This window comes from Bosea sp. AS-1 (genome assembly GCF_002220095.1).
Classification (GTDB): domain Bacteria; phylum Pseudomonadota; class Alphaproteobacteria; order Rhizobiales; family Beijerinckiaceae; genus Allobosea.
Genome location: NZ_CP022372.1, coordinates 2,371,855 through 2,393,744, shown reverse-complemented (window position 1 = coordinate 2,393,744; position 21,890 = coordinate 2,371,855). Strand labels below are relative to the sequence as shown.

Annotated in this window: 20 protein-coding genes; 10 read left to right on the top strand and 10 right to left on the bottom strand. The window is 63.1% G+C overall.

From position 1 onward, the window contains the following. Nucleotides 1–51 precede the first annotated feature (51 nt). Both hydA and CE453_RS13145 read left to right on the top strand, forming a co-directional pair. Nucleotides 52–1,533 (top strand): dihydropyrimidinase, encoded by a 1,482-nt coding sequence (hydA, locus tag CE453_RS13150; RefSeq protein WP_089175001.1) that lies wholly within the window; start codon nucleotides 52–54, stop codon nucleotides 1,531–1,533. Between the two features lie 11 nt (nucleotides 1,534–1,544). Further along, nucleotides 1,545–3,890 (top strand): xanthine dehydrogenase family protein molybdopterin-binding subunit, encoded by a 2,346-nt coding sequence (locus CE453_RS13145; RefSeq protein WP_089175000.1) that lies wholly within the window; start codon nucleotides 1,545–1,547, stop codon nucleotides 3,888–3,890. Nucleotides 3,891–3,925: 35 nt separating this feature from the next. On the opposite strand, the gene CE453_RS13140 is transcribed toward CE453_RS13145, so the two are convergent. Genes CE453_RS13140 through CE453_RS13130 form a run of 3 tightly spaced genes read right to left on the bottom strand, consistent with a single transcriptional unit; the run spans nucleotide 3,926 to nucleotide 6,799 of the window. Beyond that, nucleotides 3,926–5,230: a TRAP transporter large permease gene (locus CE453_RS13140; protein WP_089174999.1), complete on the bottom strand. Its 1,305-nt coding sequence runs from the start codon at nucleotides 5,228–5,230 to the stop codon at nucleotides 3,926–3,928. Between the two features lie 9 nt (nucleotides 5,231–5,239). Continuing rightward, a complete protein-coding gene (locus CE453_RS13135) occupies nucleotides 5,240–5,761 on the bottom strand; it encodes a TRAP transporter small permease (RefSeq protein WP_089174998.1) in 522 nt (173 codons plus the stop codon). A 51-nt stretch (nucleotides 5,762–5,812) separates the two neighbouring features. Next, nucleotides 5,813–6,799 carry a TRAP transporter substrate-binding protein gene (locus CE453_RS13130; protein WP_089174997.1) on the bottom strand — a complete coding sequence of 329 codons (987 nt, stop codon included), beginning with the start codon at nucleotides 6,797–6,799 and terminating at the stop codon, nucleotides 5,813–5,815. Between the two features lie 204 nt (nucleotides 6,800–7,003). Here CE453_RS13130 and CE453_RS13125 point away from each other — a divergent pair, with 204 nt between their 5' ends. The 4 genes from CE453_RS13125 (at nucleotide 7,004) to CE453_RS13110 (ending at nucleotide 12,763) form a co-directional block, all read left to right on the top strand. After that, nucleotides 7,004–7,894 (top strand): LysR family transcriptional regulator, encoded by an 891-nt coding sequence (locus CE453_RS13125; protein WP_089174996.1) that lies wholly within the window; start codon nucleotides 7,004–7,006, stop codon nucleotides 7,892–7,894. A gap of 147 nt (nucleotides 7,895–8,041) precedes the next feature. After that, a complete protein-coding gene (locus CE453_RS13120) occupies nucleotides 8,042–10,168 on the top strand; it encodes a hydantoinase/oxoprolinase family protein (protein WP_089174995.1) in 2,127 nt (708 codons plus the stop codon). Further along, nucleotides 10,161–11,870: a hydantoinase B/oxoprolinase family protein gene (locus CE453_RS13115; protein WP_198302335.1), complete on the top strand. Its 1,710-nt coding sequence runs from the start codon at nucleotides 10,161–10,163 to the stop codon at nucleotides 11,868–11,870. The genes CE453_RS13120 and CE453_RS13115 overlap by 8 nt, the downstream gene beginning before the upstream one ends. Nucleotides 11,871–11,998: 128 nt before the next feature. Next, entirely contained in the window at nucleotides 11,999–12,763 is a 765-nt protein-coding gene (locus tag CE453_RS13110) for an HpcH/HpaI aldolase family protein (RefSeq protein ID WP_089174994.1), read from the top strand. Nucleotides 12,764–13,713: 950 nt separating this feature from the next. Here the strand turns inward: CE453_RS13110 and CE453_RS13100 are convergent. The 3 genes from CE453_RS13100 to CE453_RS13085 all read right to left on the bottom strand — a co-directional run bounded on the left by CE453_RS13100 (nucleotide 13,714) and on the right by CE453_RS13085 (nucleotide 15,486). Then, nucleotides 13,714–13,989, bottom strand: a complete 276-nt coding sequence (locus CE453_RS13100) for a hypothetical protein (RefSeq protein WP_089174992.1) — start codon at nucleotides 13,987–13,989, stop codon at nucleotides 13,714–13,716. Between the two features lie 38 nt (nucleotides 13,990–14,027). After that, nucleotides 14,028–14,585, bottom strand: a complete 558-nt coding sequence (locus CE453_RS28615; protein WP_157733030.1) for a hypothetical protein — start codon at nucleotides 14,583–14,585, stop codon at nucleotides 14,028–14,030. Between the two features lie 382 nt (nucleotides 14,586–14,967). Beyond that, nucleotides 14,968–15,486, bottom strand: coding sequence for a hypothetical protein (locus tag CE453_RS13085; RefSeq protein ID WP_089174989.1), 519 nt, complete (start codon nucleotides 15,484–15,486; stop codon nucleotides 14,968–14,970). 107 nt (nucleotides 15,487–15,593) lie between these two features. Between CE453_RS13085 and CE453_RS13080 the strand changes: the two genes are divergently transcribed. Next, nucleotides 15,594–16,070, top strand: a complete 477-nt coding sequence (locus tag CE453_RS13080; RefSeq protein WP_089174988.1) for an Arc family DNA-binding protein — start codon at nucleotides 15,594–15,596, stop codon at nucleotides 16,068–16,070. 213 nt (nucleotides 16,071–16,283) lie between these two features. Here the strand turns inward: CE453_RS13080 and CE453_RS13075 are convergent, their stop codons facing one another. The 4 genes from CE453_RS13075 to CE453_RS13060 form a co-directional block, all read right to left on the bottom strand. After that, the gene (locus CE453_RS13075; RefSeq protein WP_248308056.1) at nucleotides 16,284–17,507 is read right to left on the bottom strand and encodes a TIR domain-containing protein; all 1,224 of its coding nucleotides are present in this window, start codon (nucleotides 17,505–17,507) and stop codon (nucleotides 16,284–16,286) included. Between the two features lie 3 nt (nucleotides 17,508–17,510). Further along, the gene (locus CE453_RS13070; RefSeq protein ID WP_089174987.1) at nucleotides 17,511–18,248 is read right to left on the bottom strand and encodes a DUF6602 domain-containing protein; all 738 of its coding nucleotides are present in this window, start codon (nucleotides 18,246–18,248) and stop codon (nucleotides 17,511–17,513) included. Then, nucleotides 18,245–19,006, bottom strand: a complete 762-nt coding sequence (locus CE453_RS13065) for a nucleotidyltransferase family protein (protein ID WP_089174986.1) — start codon at nucleotides 19,004–19,006, stop codon at nucleotides 18,245–18,247. Before CE453_RS13065 ends, CE453_RS13070 begins: the two co-directional genes overlap by 4 nt. Before the next feature lie 96 nt (nucleotides 19,007–19,102). After that, a complete protein-coding gene (locus tag CE453_RS13060) occupies nucleotides 19,103–19,303 on the bottom strand; it encodes an abortive infection family protein (protein WP_089174985.1) in 201 nt (66 codons plus the stop codon). A gap of 313 nt (nucleotides 19,304–19,616) precedes the next feature. On the opposite strand from CE453_RS13060, the gene CE453_RS13055 reads away from it, so the two are divergent. From CE453_RS13055 to CE453_RS13045, 3 genes are all read left to right on the top strand, one after another. Continuing rightward, entirely contained in the window at nucleotides 19,617–20,189 is a 573-nt protein-coding gene (locus CE453_RS13055) for a Panacea domain-containing protein (protein ID WP_089174984.1), read from the top strand. A 109-nt stretch (nucleotides 20,190–20,298) separates the two neighbouring features. After that, entirely contained in the window at nucleotides 20,299–20,610 is a 312-nt protein-coding gene (locus tag CE453_RS13050; protein WP_157733029.1) for a hypothetical protein, read from the top strand. 903 nt (nucleotides 20,611–21,513) lie between these two features. Continuing rightward, nucleotides 21,514–21,882 (top strand): hypothetical protein, encoded by a 369-nt coding sequence (locus CE453_RS13045; RefSeq protein WP_198302334.1) that lies wholly within the window; start codon nucleotides 21,514–21,516, stop codon nucleotides 21,880–21,882. The last annotated feature ends 8 nt before the right edge of the window (nucleotides 21,883–21,890 follow it).

Genomic DNA, 21,890 nt, shown 5'->3' with positions numbered 1-21,890 from the left:
TTTGCCATAGCGGCCGGCATCGTCATGCTGCGCCGGGAAGGACGACAGGATATGGCTACCAACTACGATCTGGTCATTCGCGGCGGCACGATCGGCTCCGCGACAGGCAGCTTCCGCGCCGATCTCGCCGTCAAAGACGGCAAGGTTGCGGCGGTGGGTCAGGGCCTCTCGGCCGGTGCCCGCGAGATCGACGCGACCGGCAAGCTCGTGCTGCCCGGCGGCATCGATACCCATGCCCATGTCGAGCAGGTCTCTGCCGGCGGGCTGCTCAATGCCGATACTTTCGAGAGCGCCACGACCTCGGCGGCCTTCGGCGGCAACACCACGTTGATCTCGTTTGCCGCCCAGCATCGCGGGTCGGATCTCAGGAAGGTTGTCGACGACTACGCCGCTCTGGCGCGACGCGGTGCCCTGATCGACTACGCCTTCCATCTCATCGTCGCCAATCCGGACACCAAGACGATCGAGCGGGACCTGCCCGCGCTGATCGGCGAAGGCCACGCCTCGATCAAGATCTTCATGACCTACGACTTGATCAAGATCGACGACGAGCCGCTGCTCGACCTGCTGCTGACCGCGCGGCAGAACCAGGCGCTGGTCTGCGTCCACGCCGAGAACCACGGCATGATCTCCTGGATGGGCCGCAAGCTCGTCGAGAAGGGTTATGTCGCGCCGAAATACCATGCGATCAGCCACCCGCGCGGCTCCGAGGCGGAAGCCTTCAACAGGCTGATCACGGCGGCCGAATTGCTCGACCAGCCGATCATGATCTTCCACGTCTCGACCACGGAGGGGGCACAGGTGATCCGCGATGCACGCGGACGTGGCCTCAAGGTCTTTGCCGAGACCTGCCCGCAATATCTCTTCCTGACCCGGCACGATCTCGACAAGCCGGGGATCGAAGGCGCCAAATGGATGTGTTCGCCGCCGCCCCGCGAACAGGCGGACCAGGACGCGCTCTGGCGGGCGCTGGCGCTCGGCGACATCCAGACGGTTTCCTCGGACCATGCGCCCTACCGCTTCGACGAGACCGGCAAGCTCTCCGCGGGTCCCAACCCGACCTTCAAGCAGATCGCCAACGGCTTGCCCGGCCTCGAAACGCGGCTGCCCCTGCTCTTCGACGCGCTGGTCTCGAAGGGCCGGCCGGAATTTGCCGGGCGCGGGCTGGAAGCCTTCGTCGAACTGACCGCAACCGCACCCGCGGCGATCTACAACCTGCCGGGCAAGGGCGCGCTCCTGCCCGGCTACGATGCCGACATCGCGATCTGGAACCCGAACCGCACAGTGACGATCACCGACGAGGCGATGCATGACCGGACCGGCTTCACGCCCTTCGCCGGGCGCAGCGTAACGGGTTGGCCGGAGCACGTCCTCGTCCGCGGCGAAGACGTCGTGGCCGGGAGCACCCTGCGTGCCCAGCCCGGCTCGGGCCGCTGGCTGCGCCGCTCGGGCGGCCCGGCCGCGACCCCGACCGGTCGGCTCACCGCCGACATGGACCCGCAGCGGAATTTCGGTGCGACCATCCTCGAGTGAGCGGCACCCGGATGCACGCGAAGCCGCCCCGCACCGAGATGCCACCGATCTGCGGAGCCGCGGCGGATCCGCGCTCGCTGCGCCGCTTCGAGGACGAGCGCTTCCTGACGGGGCAAGGTCGCTATCTCGACGACGAAGCCGTACCTGACGCGCTGCACGCCATGGTGCTGCGCTCGCCGCATGCCCATGCCGCGATCCTGTCCATCGACGCTGAGGCGGCCCGGAGCCTGCCGGGCGTTCACGCGGTCTATACCGCCGAGGACCTCGTCGCGCTCGGCTCCCTGCCTTGCTCGCTGGCGGTGACCGGCGAAGCCCCGCTGATCGTGCCGCCGCGACCGCCACTGGCCCGCGAGCGCGTCCGTCATGTCGGTGATCCCGTCGCTTTCGTCGTGGCCGAGACCGCCGATCTCGCCCGCCAGGCCTGCGAGCTGATCGCGGTCGACTACGACATTCTGCCCTCGGCCACCGAACTCGCGGCAGCGGCCGATCCCGACGCTCCCGAAATCTGGCCGCAGGCACCCGGCAACCTCGCCCTGCGCTACCGCCTCGGAGACGAGGGCGCCGTCGCGGCGGCCTTCGCGCAGGCTGCCCATGTGGTAAGCTGCCGGGTCGTCAACAATCGGATCGTTGCAGCCGCCCTCGAGCCGCGTGTCGCGCTCGGCCGCGTCGACCGGCCAAGCGGCCGCTATAACCTCTCCCTCAGCGGCGCCTCGGTCCATGACATCCGCCGTGAGCTCGCGGCGGTCCTGCATATTGCGCCCGAACAAATCGATGTCGCCTGCCCCGATGTTGGCGGTGGCTTCGGCATGAAGAACGTCACCTATCCTGAATATGCGCTGGTGCTCGTCGCCGCCGAGCGGCTCGGCCGCCCGGTGCGCTGGCTCGCCGAGCGCATCGAGGATTTCTCAGGCGGCGTCCATGCCCGCGACAACCTGACGACCGGTAGCCTCGCCCTCGACGCCAGGGGCCGGTTCCTGGCGCTGAAGGTCGAAACCCTCGCCAATCTCGGGGCTTATGTCTCCTCGCTCGGGCCGGGCAGCGCCACGACCGCGCCGACGCCCGCGATGGGCGGGCTCTACGACATCCCGGCGATGACGATGGATGTTCGCTGCCTCTTTACCAACACGGTCCCGATCGACGCCTATCGCGGCGCCGGCAAGCCGGAGGCGAACTACCTGATCGAGCGGCTGGTCGACGAAGCCGCCCACCTGTTGCACATCGACCCAGCAACCCTGCGCAAGCGCAATTTCATCCGCCGCTTCCCCTACCGAAAACCCTTCGGGGCCGTGCTCGATTGCGGGAACTTCGGCGGCAATCTCGACCGCGTCCTGGCTGCGGCCGACCGGGCCGGCTTCCGTCGCCGCCGTGCCGAGGCGCGCCGGCGCGGCAGGCTGCGCGGCTTCGGCATCGGCTGCTTTCTCGAAACCTCGCGCGGCGCACCGAATGAGGACGCCTGGCTCTCGTTCCGCGCCGATGGCAGCGTCGCCATGACGGTCGGCACCCAGTCGAATGGGCAAGGCCACGAGACGAGCTTCGCGCAGTTGCTGTCGCAGGAACTCGGCCTCCCCGTGGAGCGCTTCCATCTCGTCCAAGGCGATACGGCGCGCGTGCTCAGCGGCGGCGGCCATGGCGGCGCCCGCTCCCTGCACATGGGCGGTGGCGCGCTGGTGCTGGCCGCGCGGGCGCTGGTCGAGGCCGCCAAGCCCACAGCCGCACAACTCCTCCAGAGCCGCCCCGATGCCGTCAGCTTCCACGCCGGCCGCTTCCAGGCTCCGGATGCCGGCGAAGTCGATCTCTCCAGCGTCGCGCGCCATGTCGCGGAGACGACCGGCCAACCGCTCGCAAGCCATGGCGCCCGGAGGAACGCGCCGCTGACCTTTCCGAACGGCGCGCAGGTGGCCGAGGTCGAGATCGATCCCGAGACCGGCGAGGCGACCTTGCTCCGCTATGTCGCCGTCGACGACTACGGCACGCTGATCAATCCCTTGCTCACCGAGGCGCAGGTCCATGGCGGCCTCGCGCAGGGTATCGGCCAGGCCTTGATGGAGGAAGCCCGCTACGATCCCGATGGTGGCCAGCTCTTGAGCGCGACCTTCATGGACTATGCCATGCCGCGAGCGATGGACCTGCCGGCGTTCGAGCTGTCGATGGTCGAACTGCCGACGCAGGCCAACCCGCTCGGCGTAAAGGGAGCCGGGCAGGCCGGCTGTATCGGCGCGCCCCAGACCGTGATCCACGCCATCCTCGATGCGTTGCGCCCCCTCGGCGTCACGCATCTCGACATGCCGGCGACCCCCGCCCGCATCTGGCATGCGATCCGTGGTGCGCGACAGGCGCACGCATCGCGCGAAACCTGAACCGGCCGCGGCTGAGGCGGCCGGCGCCGATAAGCCTAGCCCGTCATCATCTTCGGCAGCGCCGTGACGATCTCGGGGAACAGCGTGATCAGCACGAGCAGCAGCATCAACACGCAGAAATAGGGGATCGCCGCCTTGGTCACCGCGAGGATATCCTTGCCGGTGATGCTCTGTAGCACGAAGAGATTGAAGCCCACCGGCGGGGTGATCTGTGCCGCCTCGATGAGGATCACCACGAAGATGCCGAACCAGAGCAGGTCGATGCCGGCTGCCTGCACCATCGGCAGCATCACCGAGGACGTCAGCACGATGATCGAGATGCCTTCGAGGAAGCAGCCGAGGATCAGCATGAACACCGCGAGCACCGCCAGCAGCGCATAAGGTGAGAGATGCATCGCCTCGACCCAGCTCGCCAGCGAGCGCGGGATGTCCACGAAGGCGACGGCGATGGTCAGGCAAGCGGCGCAGGCGATGATGAAGGAGATCATGCAGGAGGTCCGCATCGCGGCCATCAACCCGTCCATGAAACTCGCCCGGGTGAGGCCTCCACCGATCGCCGCCAGGATCAGCGCCCCGATCACGCCGATGGTCGCTGCCTCGGTCGGCGTGGCGATGCCGCCATAGATCGAGCCGACCACTGAAGCGATCAGCAGCGCCACCGGGATCAGCCGGCGCGACCGATAGATCTTCTCCAGGAACGGCACCGGCGGCTCGGCCGGCGGCATCTTCTGCGGGTTGAGCAGGCTCCAGATCGCCGTATAGCCCATGAACAGCGCCATCAGCAGGATGCCGGGAAGGACGCCGGCGATGAACAGCCGCGCGATCGAGACCTCGGCCGTCACGCCATAGACGATCATGATGATCGAGGGCGGGATCAGCAGGCCGAGCGTGCCCGACCCGGCGAGCGTTCCGATCGTCATGTTGAGCGGATAGCCGCGCTTCTCCAGCTCCGGCACGCTGATGCGCCCGATGGTGGCGCAGGTCACGGCCGAGGAGCCTGCGACCGCCGCCATGATGCCGCAGCCCAGTACATTGACGTGGAGCAGCCGGCCCGGCAGCCGCGACACCCAGGGCGCCAGCCCCTGGAACATGTCGGCCGACAATTTCGAGCGGAACAGGATCTCTCCCATCCAGATGAAGAGCGGCAGCGAGGTCAGCGCCCAGCCCCAGCTCGAATCCCAGAGCGTCGAGGCGATCAGCGAGCCCATCGGCGCGGTGGTGAAGAGCCCCATCATCACCATGCCGACGGTGAGGAGCGAAAGCGCGACCCAGACCCCGCCGGCAAGCAGCAGGAGCAGGGAGCCGGCCAGGACCAGCGAGGCGAGAACGGTCGTGTCCATTGTCAGCCCCTATGCCACCGGCCTGTCGAGCTCGATCTCGTCAGGTGCCTCGTAGCGAGGCTTGCCGCCGCCGAGGAGCCAGACGAGTTCGTCGATGAAGGCGATCGCGAGCGCCGCCACGCCGACGGCGACACCCGCCTGCGGAATCCAGAACGGCATCGCCAGCAGGCCCGGGCTGACATCGTTGAATTCGTGGGATTGCAGCGCCAGTGCCGTGACATGCCAGGCGAGGAACGAGACCACCACGGTGCCCAGCAGGCAGTTGAGGATCTCGACGCAGCGCCGCCAGCGCTCCGGCAGGCGATCGACGATCAGGTTGATCCGGACGTGCCCGCCGCGCCGGAAGGTGTGGGCGAGGCCGAAGAAGGTGGAGGCCGCCAGGCACAGGCCGGCCGCCTCCGTGGCGTCGAGGGTGACGCCACGCATGCGTCCCAGGATCTGGGCGACGATGGCCAGCCCGATGCCGACCATGAAGGCGGCGGCGAGGTAGCCGCACGCCTCATAGAATCTGTCGAGAACTCCGCGTATCACCGGTCACCCCGCTGGCGTGCTTGATCGAAGGACAGCGTTGAGCCGGTTCGGCTAGTTCAGGCTCTTCTGGTAGGTCTCGTAGACGGCCTTCTCTTCTGCACTCGCCGTGGTCAACCAATCGGCCACCATGCCCTTCCCGGCCGTCGCGATGGCGTCGAGAATGTCCTTCGGCGACTGCGCGATCGTCACACCATGGCTCTTGAGGACGTTCTCACGCTCCTCGCCGGCCTTCTTGGAGAGCTCCCAGCCACGCTTCGTCGCGGCCTCGCCCGCTTCCAGCACCACCTTCTGCGTCGCCGGGTCGAGCTGGCGGAAGGCCCGCTCGTTCACGAGGATCGCGTTCTTGTTGTGCATCGTCCCGGTATAGGTGAAGTGCTTCACGTAATCCCAGATCTGCACATCGGTGCCGGTCTGGGCGCTGGTCCAGAGCGACTGGATCATGCCGGTCGAAAAGGCTTGCGGCACCTCGGCGAAAGGCAGGATCAGCGCTTCCATGCCGAGCTTCTCGCCCATGATCTGCGTCTGCTTGGAATAGATGCGCAGCTTCTGGCCCTTGAGGTCAGGCAACCCCTTCAGAGGCTCCTTGGTGTAGAAGCCCTGCCCCGGCCAGGCGACATAGGTAATGGCGCGCAGGCCGTTCTTCTTGAACATGGCATCGAAGAAGGGGCGCTGGGCGTCGGTCAGCTTGGTTGCCTGATCATAGGTCGTGGCCACGCCTGGAATGTTGTCGAGATTGTACATCGCCGCCTCGTTGCCGTAGACGCCGAGGCGGATCTCGCCGATCTGAATCTGGCCGGACTGGACAGCGCGCTTGACCGCGTCGAGCTTGATCAGGCTGTCGTTGGAGCGCAGGTCGATCTTGAGCTTGCCGCCGCTCTTCTCCTCGATCTCCTTGATCATCTGGCGAATGTTCTGGGTGAAGAAGCTGCTCTCCGGATAGCCGGACGCCATGGTCCAGTTCGTCTGAGCCAGGGCGGGAGCGGTCAGCCCCATGCTCAACGCAAGCGCGGCGGATGCGATCAAAGCTCTGCGGTTCATGATTCCCCTCGTTCTTGTCCCGCTGCGAATTGATGCGCGCGGGTTTCAGGAGCCGGAACCGGGCCGAAGCGCGATCGGCGGCTAAGGGGGTACTCCACCGCGTTCCCGCGATAGCATCCAATTGAATTTTGCTGTTCTCGCAATGCATTTTCTTTATCGATAACGCAGGACGGCCGCCGGCAGCGGTCGACCCGCTCGGGAGGGATGATGCCGAACTGGACGCTGAAGCAGCTCGAAAGCTTCGTCTGGGTCGCCAAGCTCGGTAGCTTCCGGGCGACGGCGGAGCGGCTGAACACCACGCAGCCGAACATCTCGGTGCGGATCTCGCAGCTCGAATCCGTGCTGGGCGTCCGGCTGTTCTATCGCGATTCCGGTTCGGTCGCGCTGACGCCGATCGGGCACTCGCTTTTGGGGCAAGCCGAACGAGTCTTGCAGGCGTCGGAGGAATTCTCGCAGCAATCGATCAGCTCGGACCAGCAGGTCGGCATCCTGCGGCTCGGCGTGGCCGAGCTCATCGCCCAGACCTGGCTGCGCGACTACCTGCTCGACCTGCGGCAGGTCTTCCCCAATATCGATGTCGAGCTGAAGGTCGACCTGACGCTCAACCTGCGGGAGGAACTGGTCTCCCGCGCGCTCGATCTCTGCCTGCTCAATGGCCCGATCTCGAACTTCAACATCAGCAATATCGACCTCGGCTCGGTGCCCTATGTCTGGACCGCGTCGCCGAAGCTCGCCGTCTCCGGCTCCGACATCGCGACGCTCGCCGGGCACTCGATCCTGACCCACGCGCGCACCACCCGCCATTTCGTCGAGCTTTCCGCGCATTTCCGCGATCTGTGGGAGAAGCCGGTGCGGATCGTGCCGTCGAGCAGCCTGTCGGCCTGCCTGCAGATGACCCTGGACGGGCTCGGCATCGCCCCCCTGCCCCGCACGCTGGTGGAGAAGCCCCTGGCGACCGGCGAGCTCGTCGAAATCCCCTATGAATGGAAGCCGAGCGCCCTGATCTTCACCGCTTCTTTCGCCCACACACCGGCGAGTTTCCTGCTCAAGCGCTCGGCCGAGCTGGCGATGGAACGCGCGGTGCGCCATCATTGACGGGCAACGGCTGGAGCCAGCTCCCTCAACCGCAATCAGCCGGCGACCGATAAAGATCTCCTATCGAATAACATAGAGAATAATAATTCGACGGCATCGGACGGCCGTTCCATCTTCCGCTCATCAGACAACGGAGGCGAATGAGCCATGTCCATTCTCGGGGCCCGCCTGGGCGTCGATATCGGGGGAACCTTCACGGATGTCGTGCTCGAGCAGGACGGACAGCGGTTCTCGACCAAGGTCCTGACGACCTATGCCGCGCCCGAAGACGCGATCATCGAAGGCATGCATCGCGTCTGCTCCAAGGCGGGCGTCCCGGTATCCGCGATCGGGCAGATCATCCATGGCACCACGCTGGCGACCAATGCGCTGATCGAGCGACGCGGCGCCAAGACCGCGCTCATCACCACCGAGGGCTTCCGCGACGTCATCGAGATGCGGACCGAGAGCCGCTTCGAGCAGTACGATCTCAACCTGACGCTGCCGGAGCCGCTGCTGCCGCGCAACCGGCGCTACACCGTCAAGGAACGCATGGATGCGCGCGGCAAGGTCCTGCTCCCGCTCGATCGCGCCGCGGTCGAGGCTTTGGCCGACGAACTGCGCGAGGCCGGCTACGAAAGCGTCGCGGTCGGGTTGCTGCATTCCTATGTCAGCGACGCGCATGAGCGGCTGATCCAGGAGGTGCTGGCCGAGCGGCTGCCGGGCGCGATGGTCTCGCTCTCCTCGGAAGTCTCGCCGCAGATGCGCGAATACGAGCGCTTCAACACGACGATCGCCAACGCCTATATCAAGCCGCTGATGAAGAGCTATCTCGTCCGGCTGAAGGGGCGGCTCGCGGCCGAGGGCGCCTCCTGCCCGATCTTCCTGATGCATTCCGGCGGCGGCATCATTTCGCTGGAAAGCGCCTCCGAGTTCCCGGTGCGCCTGGTCGAATCCGGTCCTGCGGGCGGCGCCGTCTTCGCCGCCGACATCGCCGCGCGGCACGGGCTGAAGAAGGTACTCTCCTTCGACATGGGCGGCACCACCGCCAAGATCTGCCTGATCAAGAACTATACGCCGAAGACCGCCCGCGTCTTCGAGGTCGCCCGGACATACCGGTTCAAGAAGGGCTCCGGCATGCCGATCTCGATTCCCGTGATCGACATGGTCGAGATCGGCGCCGGCGGCGGCAGCCTCGCCCATGTCGACTCGATGAACCAGATCCGCGTCGGGCCGGAAAGCGCAGGCTCCGAACCCGGCCCGGCCTGCTACGGCCGCGGCGGCAAGCGCCCGGCCGTAACCGATGCCGACGTCATCCTTGGGAAGATCGATCCGGACAATTTCGCGGCCGGCACGATCCCGCTCTTCGCCGACCGGTCGGCCGCAGCGCTGAAGAGCGAGATCGGCGGCAAGCTCGGCATGGAGTCCGAGGAAAGCGCCTGGGGCGTCGCCGAGGTCGTCGACGAGAACATGGCCAATGCCGCCCGCGTCCACGCCGTCGAGAACGGCGAGGATCTGTCGGAATACACCATGATCGCCTTCGGCGGCGCCGCACCGCTCCATGCCGGCCGCCTTTGCGAAAAACTCGGCATCGCGCGCTGCCTGGTGCCGCCGGGCGCCGGCGTCGGCTCGGCCATCGGCTTCCTGCGGGCACCGTTCAGCTTCGAGGCTAACCGCACCCTGTTCATGCGGCTCGCCCAGTTCGACACGGCGCGCGTCACGAAACTCTTCGACGAGATGGAAGAGGAAGCGACGCGGGTCGTTCGCTCCTGCGGCTGGGCCGGCGCGATCCAGGCCGAGTACAAGATCTACATGCGCTATGCCGGCCAGGGCTGGGAAATCCCGGTGACGCTGACGCCGGAGGAGGCCCGCGCCGCCGATCCCGCCGTCATCCTGAAGCGCTTCGAGCACGAATACGCCAACCTCTTCGGCCGCACCGTGAAGGGGCTCGCCGCCGAGATCACCGTCTGGTCGGTCAACGCACACACGCCGCAGGAGGCCGTCAGCCCGGTCGCACCGCTCGCTGGCACGCGTGAGGCCCCGGCCGAAGGCAGCCGCTCCGTCTTCGATGCCGGCCTGGGCAAGCGCGTCGAGGCCGAATCCCATAGCCGCACCGCGCTGCCGGCTGGCAGCCGGATCAACGGCCCCGGCATCGTCACCGAGGACGAGACCACCATCATCGTCCCCTCGAGCCGCACCGGCGTCACGCTGAACGACGGCTGCATCGACATCCGCCTTACCGAAGCCCGACCCGCCGCCTCCGTCGCGGAGCGGAAGGAGCCCGCCCATGTCTGATATCTCCAGGGTCGCCTATCAGGTCATGTGGAACCGCCTGATCTCGGTCGTCGAGGAACAGGCGCAGGCGCTGATCCGCACCTCCTTCTCGACCTCGGTGCGCGAGGCCGGCGACCTCTCCGCCGGCGTCTACAACGAGAAGGGCGAGATGCTGGCGCAGGCGGTGACCGGCACGCCCGGCCACGTCAACGCCATGGCCGACGCCGTGGCTCACTTCATCCGCCGCATCGGGCGCGAGAACATCGCCGAGGGCGACGTCTACATCACCAACAACCCCTGGGAGGGCACCGGCCACCTGCACGACATCACCGTCGTCACCCCCTCCTTCCACAAGGGGCGGCATGTCGGCTTCTTCGCCTGCACGGCCCATATCGTCGACATCGGCGGGCGTGGCTTCGGCGCCGACGCCAACTCTGTCTACGAGGAAGGCCTGCACATCCCGATCATGAAGTTCGTCGACCGCGGCACGGTCAACGAAACGCTGGTCACGATCATCCGCGGCAATGTCCGCGAACCCGACCAACTCGTCGGCGACATCTATGCGCTCGCGACCTGCAACGAGATCGGCCATCGCCGGCTGGTCGACATGATGGTCGAGTTCAAGCTCGCCGACCTCGCCGGCATCTCGGACTTCATCCTGACCAATTCGCGCCAGGCGACGCTCGACAAGATCGCGGCGCTCCCGCGCGGGCAGGCCGAGGGCCATATGCGGATCGACGGCTACAGCCGGCCGATCGATCTCAAGGTGAAGATCTCGATCGAGCCCGATGGCGTGCTCTGCGACTGGGCCGGCACCTCCGGCGTCGACAAGAACGGCATCAACGTGCCGCTGGTCTATACGAAGGCCTATACCTGCTACGCGCTGAAATGCGCGATCGCGCCGGAAATCCCGAACAACGCCGCCTCGCTGGAGCCGTTCCGTATCACCGCGCCGGAACATACCATCGTCAACGCGGTCTGGCCGGCGCCGGTGGCGCTGCGCCACATCATCGGCCACATGGTGCCGGACACGATCTACGACGCGCTCGACAAGCTCCTGCCCAATCTCGTTCCCGCCGAAGGAGCCGGCAGCCTTTGCAACTTCCAGGTCTCGCTCCGCCCGCGCAGCGATGGCCCGTGGCCTGACGAGCCGGTGCGCGCCGAGGTGCTGACCTTCAACTCCGGCGGCTCGGGCGCGCGGCCTGCGCTCGACGGCATGAACGCCACCGCCTTCCCCTCGGGCGTCATGACCATGCCGGTCGAGGCGACCGAGCAGGTCGGCCCGGTCATCGTCTGGCGCAAGGAGCTCCGGCCTGACTCGGGCGGCAACGGTCGGCATCGCGGTGGCCTCGGCCAGCACATGGAGGTCGGTGCCTGGGAGGGCTACGAGTTCGACATCCAGGCGATGTTCGACCGCGTGCATCACCCGGCCCGCGGCCGGCGCGGCGGCGGCGGCGGTGCACCGACCATGATCGCACTCGACGACGGCACGGCGATGAAGGGCAAGGGCAAGCAGTTCGTGCCGCATGGCCGCAAGGTGGTGATGGCCTTCCCGGGCGGTGCCGGCTACGGCGCGCCAACGGACCGGGAGAAAGGCAGCATCGAGCGCGATCTCGCGCTGGGCTATATCTCGGCCGAGGTTGCCCGCGCGGATTATGGCCTCAGCGAGGGCCGAATCAGCGACATCCTGGCAGCCGCGCGACGTGGAGAGCTGCCTCGCTAGCACATCTCGAGGCGAGATGACGTGAGCGCCTGGGACATTTCCGCGCTTCCGGGAATCGTGGAATTGTTCCGGGCATCCTACGGTCGCCACACGATCCTGCCCCAACCCCTTGTCCTGAAAGCCGTGCCATGAAGCTGCCCTCCAACAAGTTCCTGGCCTCGATCCGCGGCGGACAGCAGCAGATCGGCCTCTGGCTGAGCCTCGCCAGCGGATACGCCACCGAGGCCGTCGCCGGCGCCGGCTTCGACTGGCTCCTGATCGACACCGAGCACTCGCCCAACGACCTGGCGTCGGTGATGACGCAGCTTCAGGTGCTCGCCGCTCACCCGGCGACACCGATCGTGCGGCCCGACTGGAACGACACGGTTCAGGTCAAGCGGCTGCTCGATATCGGCGCGCCGGGGCTCCTCTTCCCGATGGTCCAGACGCCCGACGAAGCGGCTCGCGCCGTCGCAGCGACGCGCTACCCCCCGCGCGGCGTCCGGGGCGTCAGCGGCTGCAACCGCGCCAACGGTTTCGCGCGCATGAGCGATTATTTCAGCCACATCGAGGAGGAGACGGCCGTCCTCGTCCAGGTCGAGACCCGGGCGGCGATCGAGCAGGCTCTGCAGATCGGACAGGTCGACGGTGTCGACGGCGTCTTCTTCGGACCGGCCGACATCGCCGCGGATATGGGCATGCTGGGCAAGCCGAACGATCCGGCAGTCTGGGATGTCATCCGCCCGGCGGCCCGCAAGCTGATGGATGCAGGGATCCCGGTCGGCACGCTGGTTTTCGATCCCCGTCTCGCCAAGAGCCTGCTGGCAGAGGGCTTCTCGTTCGTCGCCTGCGGCTCGGATGCGGTGATTTTGGCACGCGGCGCCGACAATCTCCTCAACACCATGAAGGGCTAGGTCCCCGCGCGTCCAGCCGGGCTCTTGGCGACAATCCGGCGCGGGGGCGCGAGCGCTCTGGCTAGGCGCTACGTGGCGCCGATGCGCGGATAGTTTGGCTTTAGACGCATCGGCACCGGTCCAGATTGAGGCGCTTGCGGAATTACTACTGGCTTCCTCCGGTGGCAGCACAAGCTCTTTTGAAGAGAGAGGCATAGGGTTGCCGCGATTGTCGGTCGAGTTCCGCAATATGCCTCTGGACGCCCGGCCTTAGCCGGGCGTCCAGCCCACCTATGAGATGTCCCGGTCACAGCTCGCCGCCAAGGCCGATCATCTCCAATCGCTAGCATGTGTTGCCGCTGGTGGGTCTTTGGCCGTTATCATGAAGATGCGGATCAATGTGCCGGGTGCCCGCAAGCGGCCAGCGTGAGGGCCGAGCAAAGCCAACCTCGATCGCTATTCGAACGTCTGCTCCCCCAGCGCCTCGGCGATCTGGTCGGCCGACAAGTGGCTGAGGTTCTGGCCGGGCAGATACCTCGACAGATCGATCTAGCGGGGCCCATGATGCCGCCGGGCGTGCTCTTTCGCAGGACCGTGGAGCTCCAGCGGTCGACCAGGTAGAACCGCAGCGTCGCGGAACGCAGATCGTAATAGTCGAACTCCTGGCCCTCTTAGGGCCCGATCAACGCCCAAGCTGCGGCATTATGTCGCAGCAATATTTTCAGATTTCGCGGCTTCTGCGCAGTTTCTGCCCATAAATAATAGGTGAGACCATACCAGTCCACCATCAATTTGGGATTAGCCGATGATGTAAATTAATGAGTAAAAAAGATGTTATTAACAATTGCTTATATTATTATTGCCACAGGTTATCTATTAGCTGCTGTTACGCATTTTATGCACTAAATGATGGGGCCAAAAGGCCGCATCTATTTTGATTTATCAAAAACGGTTTCTTGACCGAAATTTCGCTAGGACGCTCCCTGATCTGCATGCTTTGCCATAGTGGCAATGTGGTCGAACATCCGCTTCAGGTGGGCGCTCATGGCAACTTGGAGCTCCTTTGGCCGGGCGCCTGCGTCGTAGACGGACCCTTCGATCGCGTCTCGAAACATTTGAACAGCCTCGCTGGTGCTGACATTATTCAGACCCGAGAAATTGCCGGCCGAGATGAGGGCTATCGAGAGGAAGGCATGCTCGAGGGCAAGCAGCCGAGCCATATCGTCAAAGTCGAAGTCAGCGCTCACGTCGTTCCCTCCCGAATCACTGGCGAAAGGGTGCCGTTTCAATCTGCGCCGCGGCAATGGGCGCAATATGGATTCGCTGTCCGCCTGGGAATGTAGCTGTGGTGAACATCGACGACCGTCTCGGGATGGTAGTGACCTACCAGCCATTCCGGGGGGACGTCGCCTCTGAGGCAGAACGTAAAGTCGAGTTCTGGCACCCAGTCCGGCCGATTGACCTTGATGCGCACCCATTCTTGCAGGAGGGTCTCGGCGAGCTGGCTCCGCTCACGCACCGTTGCTGCGCTCAGCGGCAGATCAAGTTGCAGCATCGTGGGCACACCGCGCCGGCGAAGCGCCTCATGGCCGGCATGGCCGAGCATGCACATGAGCCATTCACTGCCGTAGATTAGGTAATGGCCAGCGGATTCGATAAGGCTTTTATCGTCGGCAGTGACGTAAACGCGGCCCCGGTCGCGATCGTACAATTCCTGATCGGAGAGAAGTTCAGCGACCTTCGGCCGGTGATAAGCCAAGCCGGACTCTTCATCGAGCAGGGCAGACAGCCGCGCTGCCAGAACATCGGGATCGTTCTTGCGGATACCCTCCCGGAAATACACGCCGGCGTCCGCAACGCGGCAGGCATGAAATACTCTCATTGAGCCGAAAGACAGGGCATCGCACAGCTGCTAGGTGACCTCTTCATAGGGCCGTTTTAGGACGGTCTGAGCGACCTTCAGCCACGTATGATCGTCATGGCAGAGATCCTGCTCTCCCATTCGTTCAAGCGTGCGGATACCTTGGCTTAGATGCGGCCGCAGCCATCGCGACAGCGGCGAGACCCAGGATCTGGGTCGATTCCATTCGATAAGCCGACTGTCCCAGATTGCACTCAAATGAGCACCCGCTCCACTTCGTCCAGCGTAATCTCGTCCGCCCTTTCGCCCGCGGCTGAGATAAGCTGAGGGGCGAGCGCGGCGCTGCCAGCTGGAACGATCTGGCTCATCGGAAGTCCCCAAAATTCTCGACTGAGCCGCGCAGGTAAGCTAGCAGATCAAGGTGCGCGACCCACGTCAGCTTGCCCTTGGTGCCGCGCAGGGTCAGCTCCATTTTCATCGGGCTTGTCTCGGGCGCTTCCGGCGTCTGCGCGACGATGTTCGTGGCGTGGATGATCTTGTGGCAGGCCTCATGAAATGAGAGTGGCCCACGGTCATTTTTGTCCGCGTCAGGCTGCAGAACTCCGCACTCATATGCCGCGGGCTGAAAGCCTTGTCCGTCCATAGCCGCCCTATGGTCGGTCATGTGCTCGATCTGAGTTCGATTGCTGATTGCCGCGCTCAGTAGCTGATGAACGAGCTCATCCTCGAGATACTGCGCCCGAAGTCGATACAGGGGCTCATTGGCATCCTTCTCCATGAAGCTCATCACGATCGGATCTGCCAGGGTCATCGTCGCGAGCCGGTAGACGTCCCGCAGCACGATCTCGCCGTTCAGCTGATAGTTGTTTTTGCCCCCGGCCACGGCATGCTCCTATAAAAACGCCATCAATCGATCACTTGCCGTCATGTGTTGACAGGTGACGGCAAGTGATGCAGCCTGACATCAGTTGACGGCAAGTGGGGATAGGCATGGCATTCACAATCAAACGCATCATCGATGGCAAAACCTACAACACCGAAACGGCAACCAAGCATGCCGGTTTCGATCAGGACCCAGGCCCTTATGAATACGGGGAGCACCTCTACCAGAACCGCCTGGGCGTGTTTTTCATCGCCAAATATCTTTCCGGCCGAGACGAAGAGGATTTCGAACGGATTGAGCCGATCACTCCGGAGCAGGCTCGAGAGTGGTTGGAGAAGAATGCCAGCTGGCGGCCGGAGCTGATTGAGCAGCTGTTTGGCGAGATGCCGGAAGCCGGCGCGGCCGAGGTGAAATACACCCTTCGCATGCCGGAGAGCCTTCGCGACCGGCTTGCCGATCGGGCCAAGGCTAACAGTCAGTCTCTGAATGCCTGGATTATCCGCTGCCTAGAGTCCTGCGCCGCCCAGGGCGCCGCTGACGCCCCGAGCTCGGGGCCTGCCGCCACAGCACGGCAACCATCATGATCAATGATGCACCACCGGACGCGCGTCCGGGTCCGCTTCGATAGCCAGCCATGCCAGCGTGGGCACCATGAACCGACAACGCAATCGCCTGACCGTCAAAGTGCCCTGGCTTATCGAGTTCGCTGCCGAAGGACCGCTGGCCATTTGGATCGGAGGATCGCTCGCACTCATTGCAATCATTGCCGGCGGGCGTGGCATCGGCTGGTGGTGAGCTTACCGAGAGCCCATGATCTTGTTCCAGTCGATTTCAAATCCGGCTGCCTGCAACTCTCTGGCGAGCTCTTGTTGCCAGCCCCGACTTGCGTCGTAGGCGGTATAAACGACGCCTCCGAAGTCCGAAGGCACTTCCATCTCGCCGCTTTTCAGCGCGCAGACCCGGGAGCGGCCTAGTAGCCCGATAAAGTAACCTAACTCGAGCAGAACGTTCTGGCGTGGCCTGGGGCGAGGTGTCTCGCCCTTGAACTTCCCTTCATCGTCCGGTGTCAGCAAAACGACGGCGAAGCCGACGTCACCATGAGCTTCGATCTTCTCGATGATCGTGCGGCCCTGATTGGCCCGCTCATGCAGGATTACCGCCTCAAACTGCAGTTTCTCAAGGAATCGCGCGACCGCCTCTCGCGGTCCCTCGTCGCGGCCGTGAACAATAAAGACTTTGCGTGCAGCGGGCTTTGCAGCCGATCTTCCAACAGTAGTGGCTTCGATCACGCCTGTTTTTGCCTTTACGTGATCGATGAAGTCCCGTGCGAACGGGACGATCATCTGAGAGACCATGTTCTGGAGATTTCGACTGATGTTGTTCCCGTTGTAGTAAAACGTGTGGGAGAATGTGGCCGCCTCGTCGGGAGTCTTCGCGAATTTGTCGATAAGGCCTGCGACCAGACCCAACTCCTCAGAATTGCGTTCTGGCCAGCTAAGCGTCGCGCTCCCCATCATACTGCCCTGGGATTCATTCCCTTCGGCCAGCCATGCATCCAGATCAACGCCGGCGATGAGCTCGTTGCTAATCTCGTCGAGTTCGTCAGTGTGGAGGAGGCGGGATAGCTTCTTAATATGCCTGTCGAATGTATTTGCTTCCGAACGTCGAAGATCGGAGACCACGTTCTCGATCTGACGCAGCGTATCTTGTTTTTCATCACCTTCGACCGAAGTCATAATATCTTCTTCCCTACTAATTCTAGATTCAGAAGCGCGTTCAAGAATTTTCTGCTCGTAATTCGCAATGACCTCTGCTACCATTTTCTGAACCATCTTGCTGCCGAGGTAAGGTGAAACACGAGCTTGGACAGCGGCTCTCATCTCCGCAACTGCCGTTTCCACGCTATCCGCGCTTGACGCATTGAACTTCAGCTCAACGATGTCGCCATCGAGAGCTTTGGCTGCCTTGGCAAACTGGTCCAGTTCACGCTGGAGTTTATCGAAGCCCGACGCCCGCGCCATGCCTCACTCCGCCGGCCGATCGGGGGACAGCCAGGCACCATAGGCTCGAATATCGACCATCGGCACAGTGGCCAGGGCCTGCAGCCGAGCTATCAGCTCGAATAGAAAGGCGGTCGCCGGCTTGCCCTCTGCGGTGAAGGTATAGCCCCGCTCGTCGAGCTCTCTGAGATAGTGGCCATGGGCTGCGACACATCCCAGATCGACCTGCGCCAGAGGATCTCCTGCGGCCAAGGCCGCTGCGAGCGGCTGCCCCAGGGGCGGCTTCCAATCGCTCTCGAGGGTCAATAGACCGCCGAGAATGTGATGCAGGGGTTTGGGCTTCGCCGTTCCGGAGACATGCGGAACGGGAAGGCTGGTGCGCTTGAGAACCCTTACGCTACTGATTTTCTTATGCGCGTAGGCAACTTGGTCAGCGTTCAGCGACTGCTTCGCCTCGAAAACCGCGTAGACGCTTTCGGCCGGAATGATCTTCGTTCCCTCCATGACGAAGATGAAGGGGGAGTACTGCCGGTCATAAACCACTACGTCCATTTGGTCGCTGAACTTGCCTTCGCTATCGACGACGTATGCTTTATCGGCGCTGTAGCGCCTGGGCAGGTAGGTGCTGAGCAACTCGAGCCAGGCGGCCTCGCTGGCATCGCCCTTGTCGACAGGATGGCCTAACAGCTTCCGGGCAGCAGCCAACTTGCCCTGAATATCGTCATGGAGCCCAGCCAAGAGCTGATCCAGAGACCAGGTCATCGGACGATCTCTCCCCAAGTCTTGGCGGCCGCGGCTTGGGCGGCAAGCTTGGCGATCCTTGCCTTCTCTGAGGCGTCCAGATCGTCGGAAATCACGTTGTTCGTGTTGGCGGGATCGACGATGCGCGAGCTCCCTACATAGTCCCGGAAATAGGCAAACGTCGAAAAGACGTTGGTGGCCAGGTCGCCCACCTGCTTGCCCTTCATGGCCTCGATAGCGAGCAGCTCGAGGTAAAACGAAGGGAAATCGAGCCCATTTTGATTACGCCATAGCTTGAGGACACGGATTTCCTCGGTCCGCTTGGAGTTCGCAACTAGCCCGATATGGGTCGCGATGTTGGTTTGGGTCCAGCTGCCTTTTCGATTCTTATAGAGGCTGTGGTCCTGTCCTCGAGCGTCCTGGCGCCGCGCCGGCACCAAGTCGACATCGTGGCCATTGATTTTGACGCCGATCGACACGTTCTGCTTACGAGGAGCAAACCCCTGTTGGCTCATGCGGTTGAAGAGGGTGTCGTAAATCGACTCGAGGGTCGCCGTTAGTTCATGCGAGAGCGAAATAAACAGATCGATATCGGTTCCGCTCTTTACCGCGGTCCCTTTAGCGAAAGATCCACTCGGCGATACATCGACGAGGCTGTTGCCGGCCCAGGCGCGGAGATGAGGTAGAACTACGTTCGCGCAGCCGCGCAGAGGGGAGTTCACGCTAACATCGACCCGTTCGCGGGCCAGGATGTTCTGCAAATACTGGTTGGCCGTCATAATATCCCCCGTTGCAAATGATATCGCACCTCTCGCAACGGTAGCAACTGATTGCCGAACTAGATGAACACCTTAATCGAAACGTCATCGCTCGGATCAATCCCCTTTATTCTCCTGCCAGGTGCCGATCAGGAACATGGCCATCGAGCCTGCGAGGTTCACTGCTAGCTGAGCATGGCGCGGCTTCGGCCGGACTTGCGCGCGGCTCTTGCCGTGTGAATCGCCGAGGCGGCCCGTGATGCAGGGACGCGAAATTCCGCAATCGGAGTCGGACGCTCGGCAATGCCGAGCGTCCATTTTTATCTGAATCGAGTTGGCCTGTAATGAGTCATAGACCCTTGGTCCAAGCCAGCGCGGCTAGCCGGGTTCAAAGGCGGTCCAAATTTACGAACAAGTGACTCTGAGTTTGAGTTTTTGATTCAGGTCTTTGAATTGCAGCTTTTGACGGATAATCCCCGAGAAATTTTAGCGCTTGGGTTCGACGTCACAGACGCACGCTCCCGATCCGGCAGCCTGATTGAGGCGCCGAGGCCTAGCAACTGACGCGTACACACGCTATCTCAACCCATAGGATCGGTCGGCGCGAGTCGACGATCGACAAAGGTGTCTAATGAGCACATTTAACGTCGAAAAGGCAGCGCAGGTCACCGCATACTTCGCTCTCCGCGAAGGAGGCTCCATCGATGTGCTTAAGGTGGCCAAGCTCGTCTACCTCGCGGAACGAGCCTACCTGGATGCATATGAACTGCCTCTCACCGGTGACACGCTGGTCGCCATGCCTCACGGTCCGGTGCTCTCCCAGACGCTCGATCACGTGAACGGCGTCACTCAAGACAATCCGGAATGGAAGCACTACGTCGGAGCTCGAGCTCACTACGCCGTAAATGCCGCCCCCGGCGTTTCCATCGAAACCCTCGACCACCTCTCCATCGCGAATGTCGAAGTGCTCGATGAGGTCTGGGCCAAATATGGACATCTGGACGGTTTCGCTCTGCGGGATTTGACCCATGATGAGTGCGCCGAATGGACTGATCCAAATGGCTCATCGCGGCAGATCAGCTATTCGGATCTGTTCCGCGCACTTGGCAAGCCGAATGTCGAAACGCTCGTAGAAGGCGTCGAAATCGCGAACGCGGTCAAATCCGCTTCAACGCGATTCGGCGCTGACGGAATGCGGCACTAGTTCACGAGCGACTATGCGGGCCTACCATACGACCTGGACGCCAGAACTCGGCGCGTGCCTATTAATCCCGTCGGGGCCCAGGCACGATCCGAATAGGATGCACCTCCACGTGGTGATCACAGCCGTCAGCTCTGACGGAAAAGCGTTGGTAGTTCCCATCACCAAATTGACAAACACGAAAGCGGACGACCTCGCCTGCGTGCTTGGCAACGGGAACGATGGCGACCATGAATTCCTGCACAAGCCGAGCTATGCCTTCTATGAAGAGGCTTCGATTTGGCGCGTTGATCAGCTGACAAACTGCGTTCGCAATCGCACCTTTGTCGCCAAGCAGCCTGCAAGTAGCAAGATGTTATCTCGCCTTCAGCACGGTGGTCGGATTTCAAAACGGATTCGGCCCATCCATCAGCGGATGCTCTAGCCCATAGCTTACCCGAGACGTAGACTCCGTCTTCATGGCCGAAGCGAAGTTCCTCTATGAGGCAGCGGACGCGGTCGCTCGAAAGAGGAACCTCCCCGACGACTGGCTCAACTAGTCAGTCAAACACCTAGTTGCCTCCCCGGGCAGCCGTCAGCCTAGCTTGAATGTCTTCGGCCGCGGGATGATGGCACACCAGGATTGCGGGTCTTTCTGCCGAACCAGCCCTTCTCGGACATTCCGAGACCGACGCTTTTATCGGCGCTGTTGGCGAGCATTTGGCCCGCCGGTGGAGACTGGGAGAGCCGCCCAAATGGACGGACCGAAAGGCGCGGTTCTTGGCAAAACCCTGGTTTCCCCCAGGTACCGATCAGGAAAAACCCTTCTTGCTGGCGGAGAGCCCTTTGGCATTCCGAAGAAGGATGCTCTTTGTCTTGGCCGAACCCCTTCGCCGCGCACGCATGCCCCGAGATGAGCGGTGGTATGCTCTCGAAGAGGCCCGCACAGGCCTGAATCTCCGGCCTAGCGGATCTTCTGGGACACGTTAACGGGTAAACGCCCGTTACCCTCACGCGGACTCGCGGAGCCATCATCGAGTTCGGTGGACGCTTTCGCCCGGCGATCTGCAGCCAAGCAATTATTGTTGCCAGGTCGAATGGGTGAGCGCGGTGGCGGTTTATCTCTCGGTTCGGGTATGGTACCCGTTCTCTATGCAGAGATCGGGCATCATGCCCATTCTCAAGGGAGGTTCCGCTGCGGTTCGTTACCACGCCCGTCGCCACGCAGCTAACCGGCCTTTCGACGGATAAGCTCCGCGAATGGACAAATCGGCGCGCGCTCATCCCGGCTGACGTGCGACCGCGCCAAAAGGGCTCCCCCGCCAAATTCAGCTGGCAAACAATCCTTGTGCTCCGCATTGCTGCCCGGCTGAAGAGCCAGTTCAAACTGGAACTGGAGGCTCACAAGGTCTTTTTCGCCGAGCTCCGGGCCCAGCTTCGCCAAACATCATTCCTTGCGCTGTGGGGTAAACGTCTTGCGTTGGCAGCTGATGGCGAATGGAGCCTGATTGACGACGACAATCGTCCCGCGCCTGGCGACGTACTTATCCTGCATCTGGATCCGCATCTCGCGATCATCCGTGACGGCTTTGCCCTCCCCGATCAGGCTGCGGCCGATGGGCAGTTTGATCTGTTTTCATTGCCAAACCTGCATCGCCGAAAAGGCGCTTCCAGAGATATGGGCGAGACACGTTCGGCTCAGAGACGATCAGCATGACTCCCCTT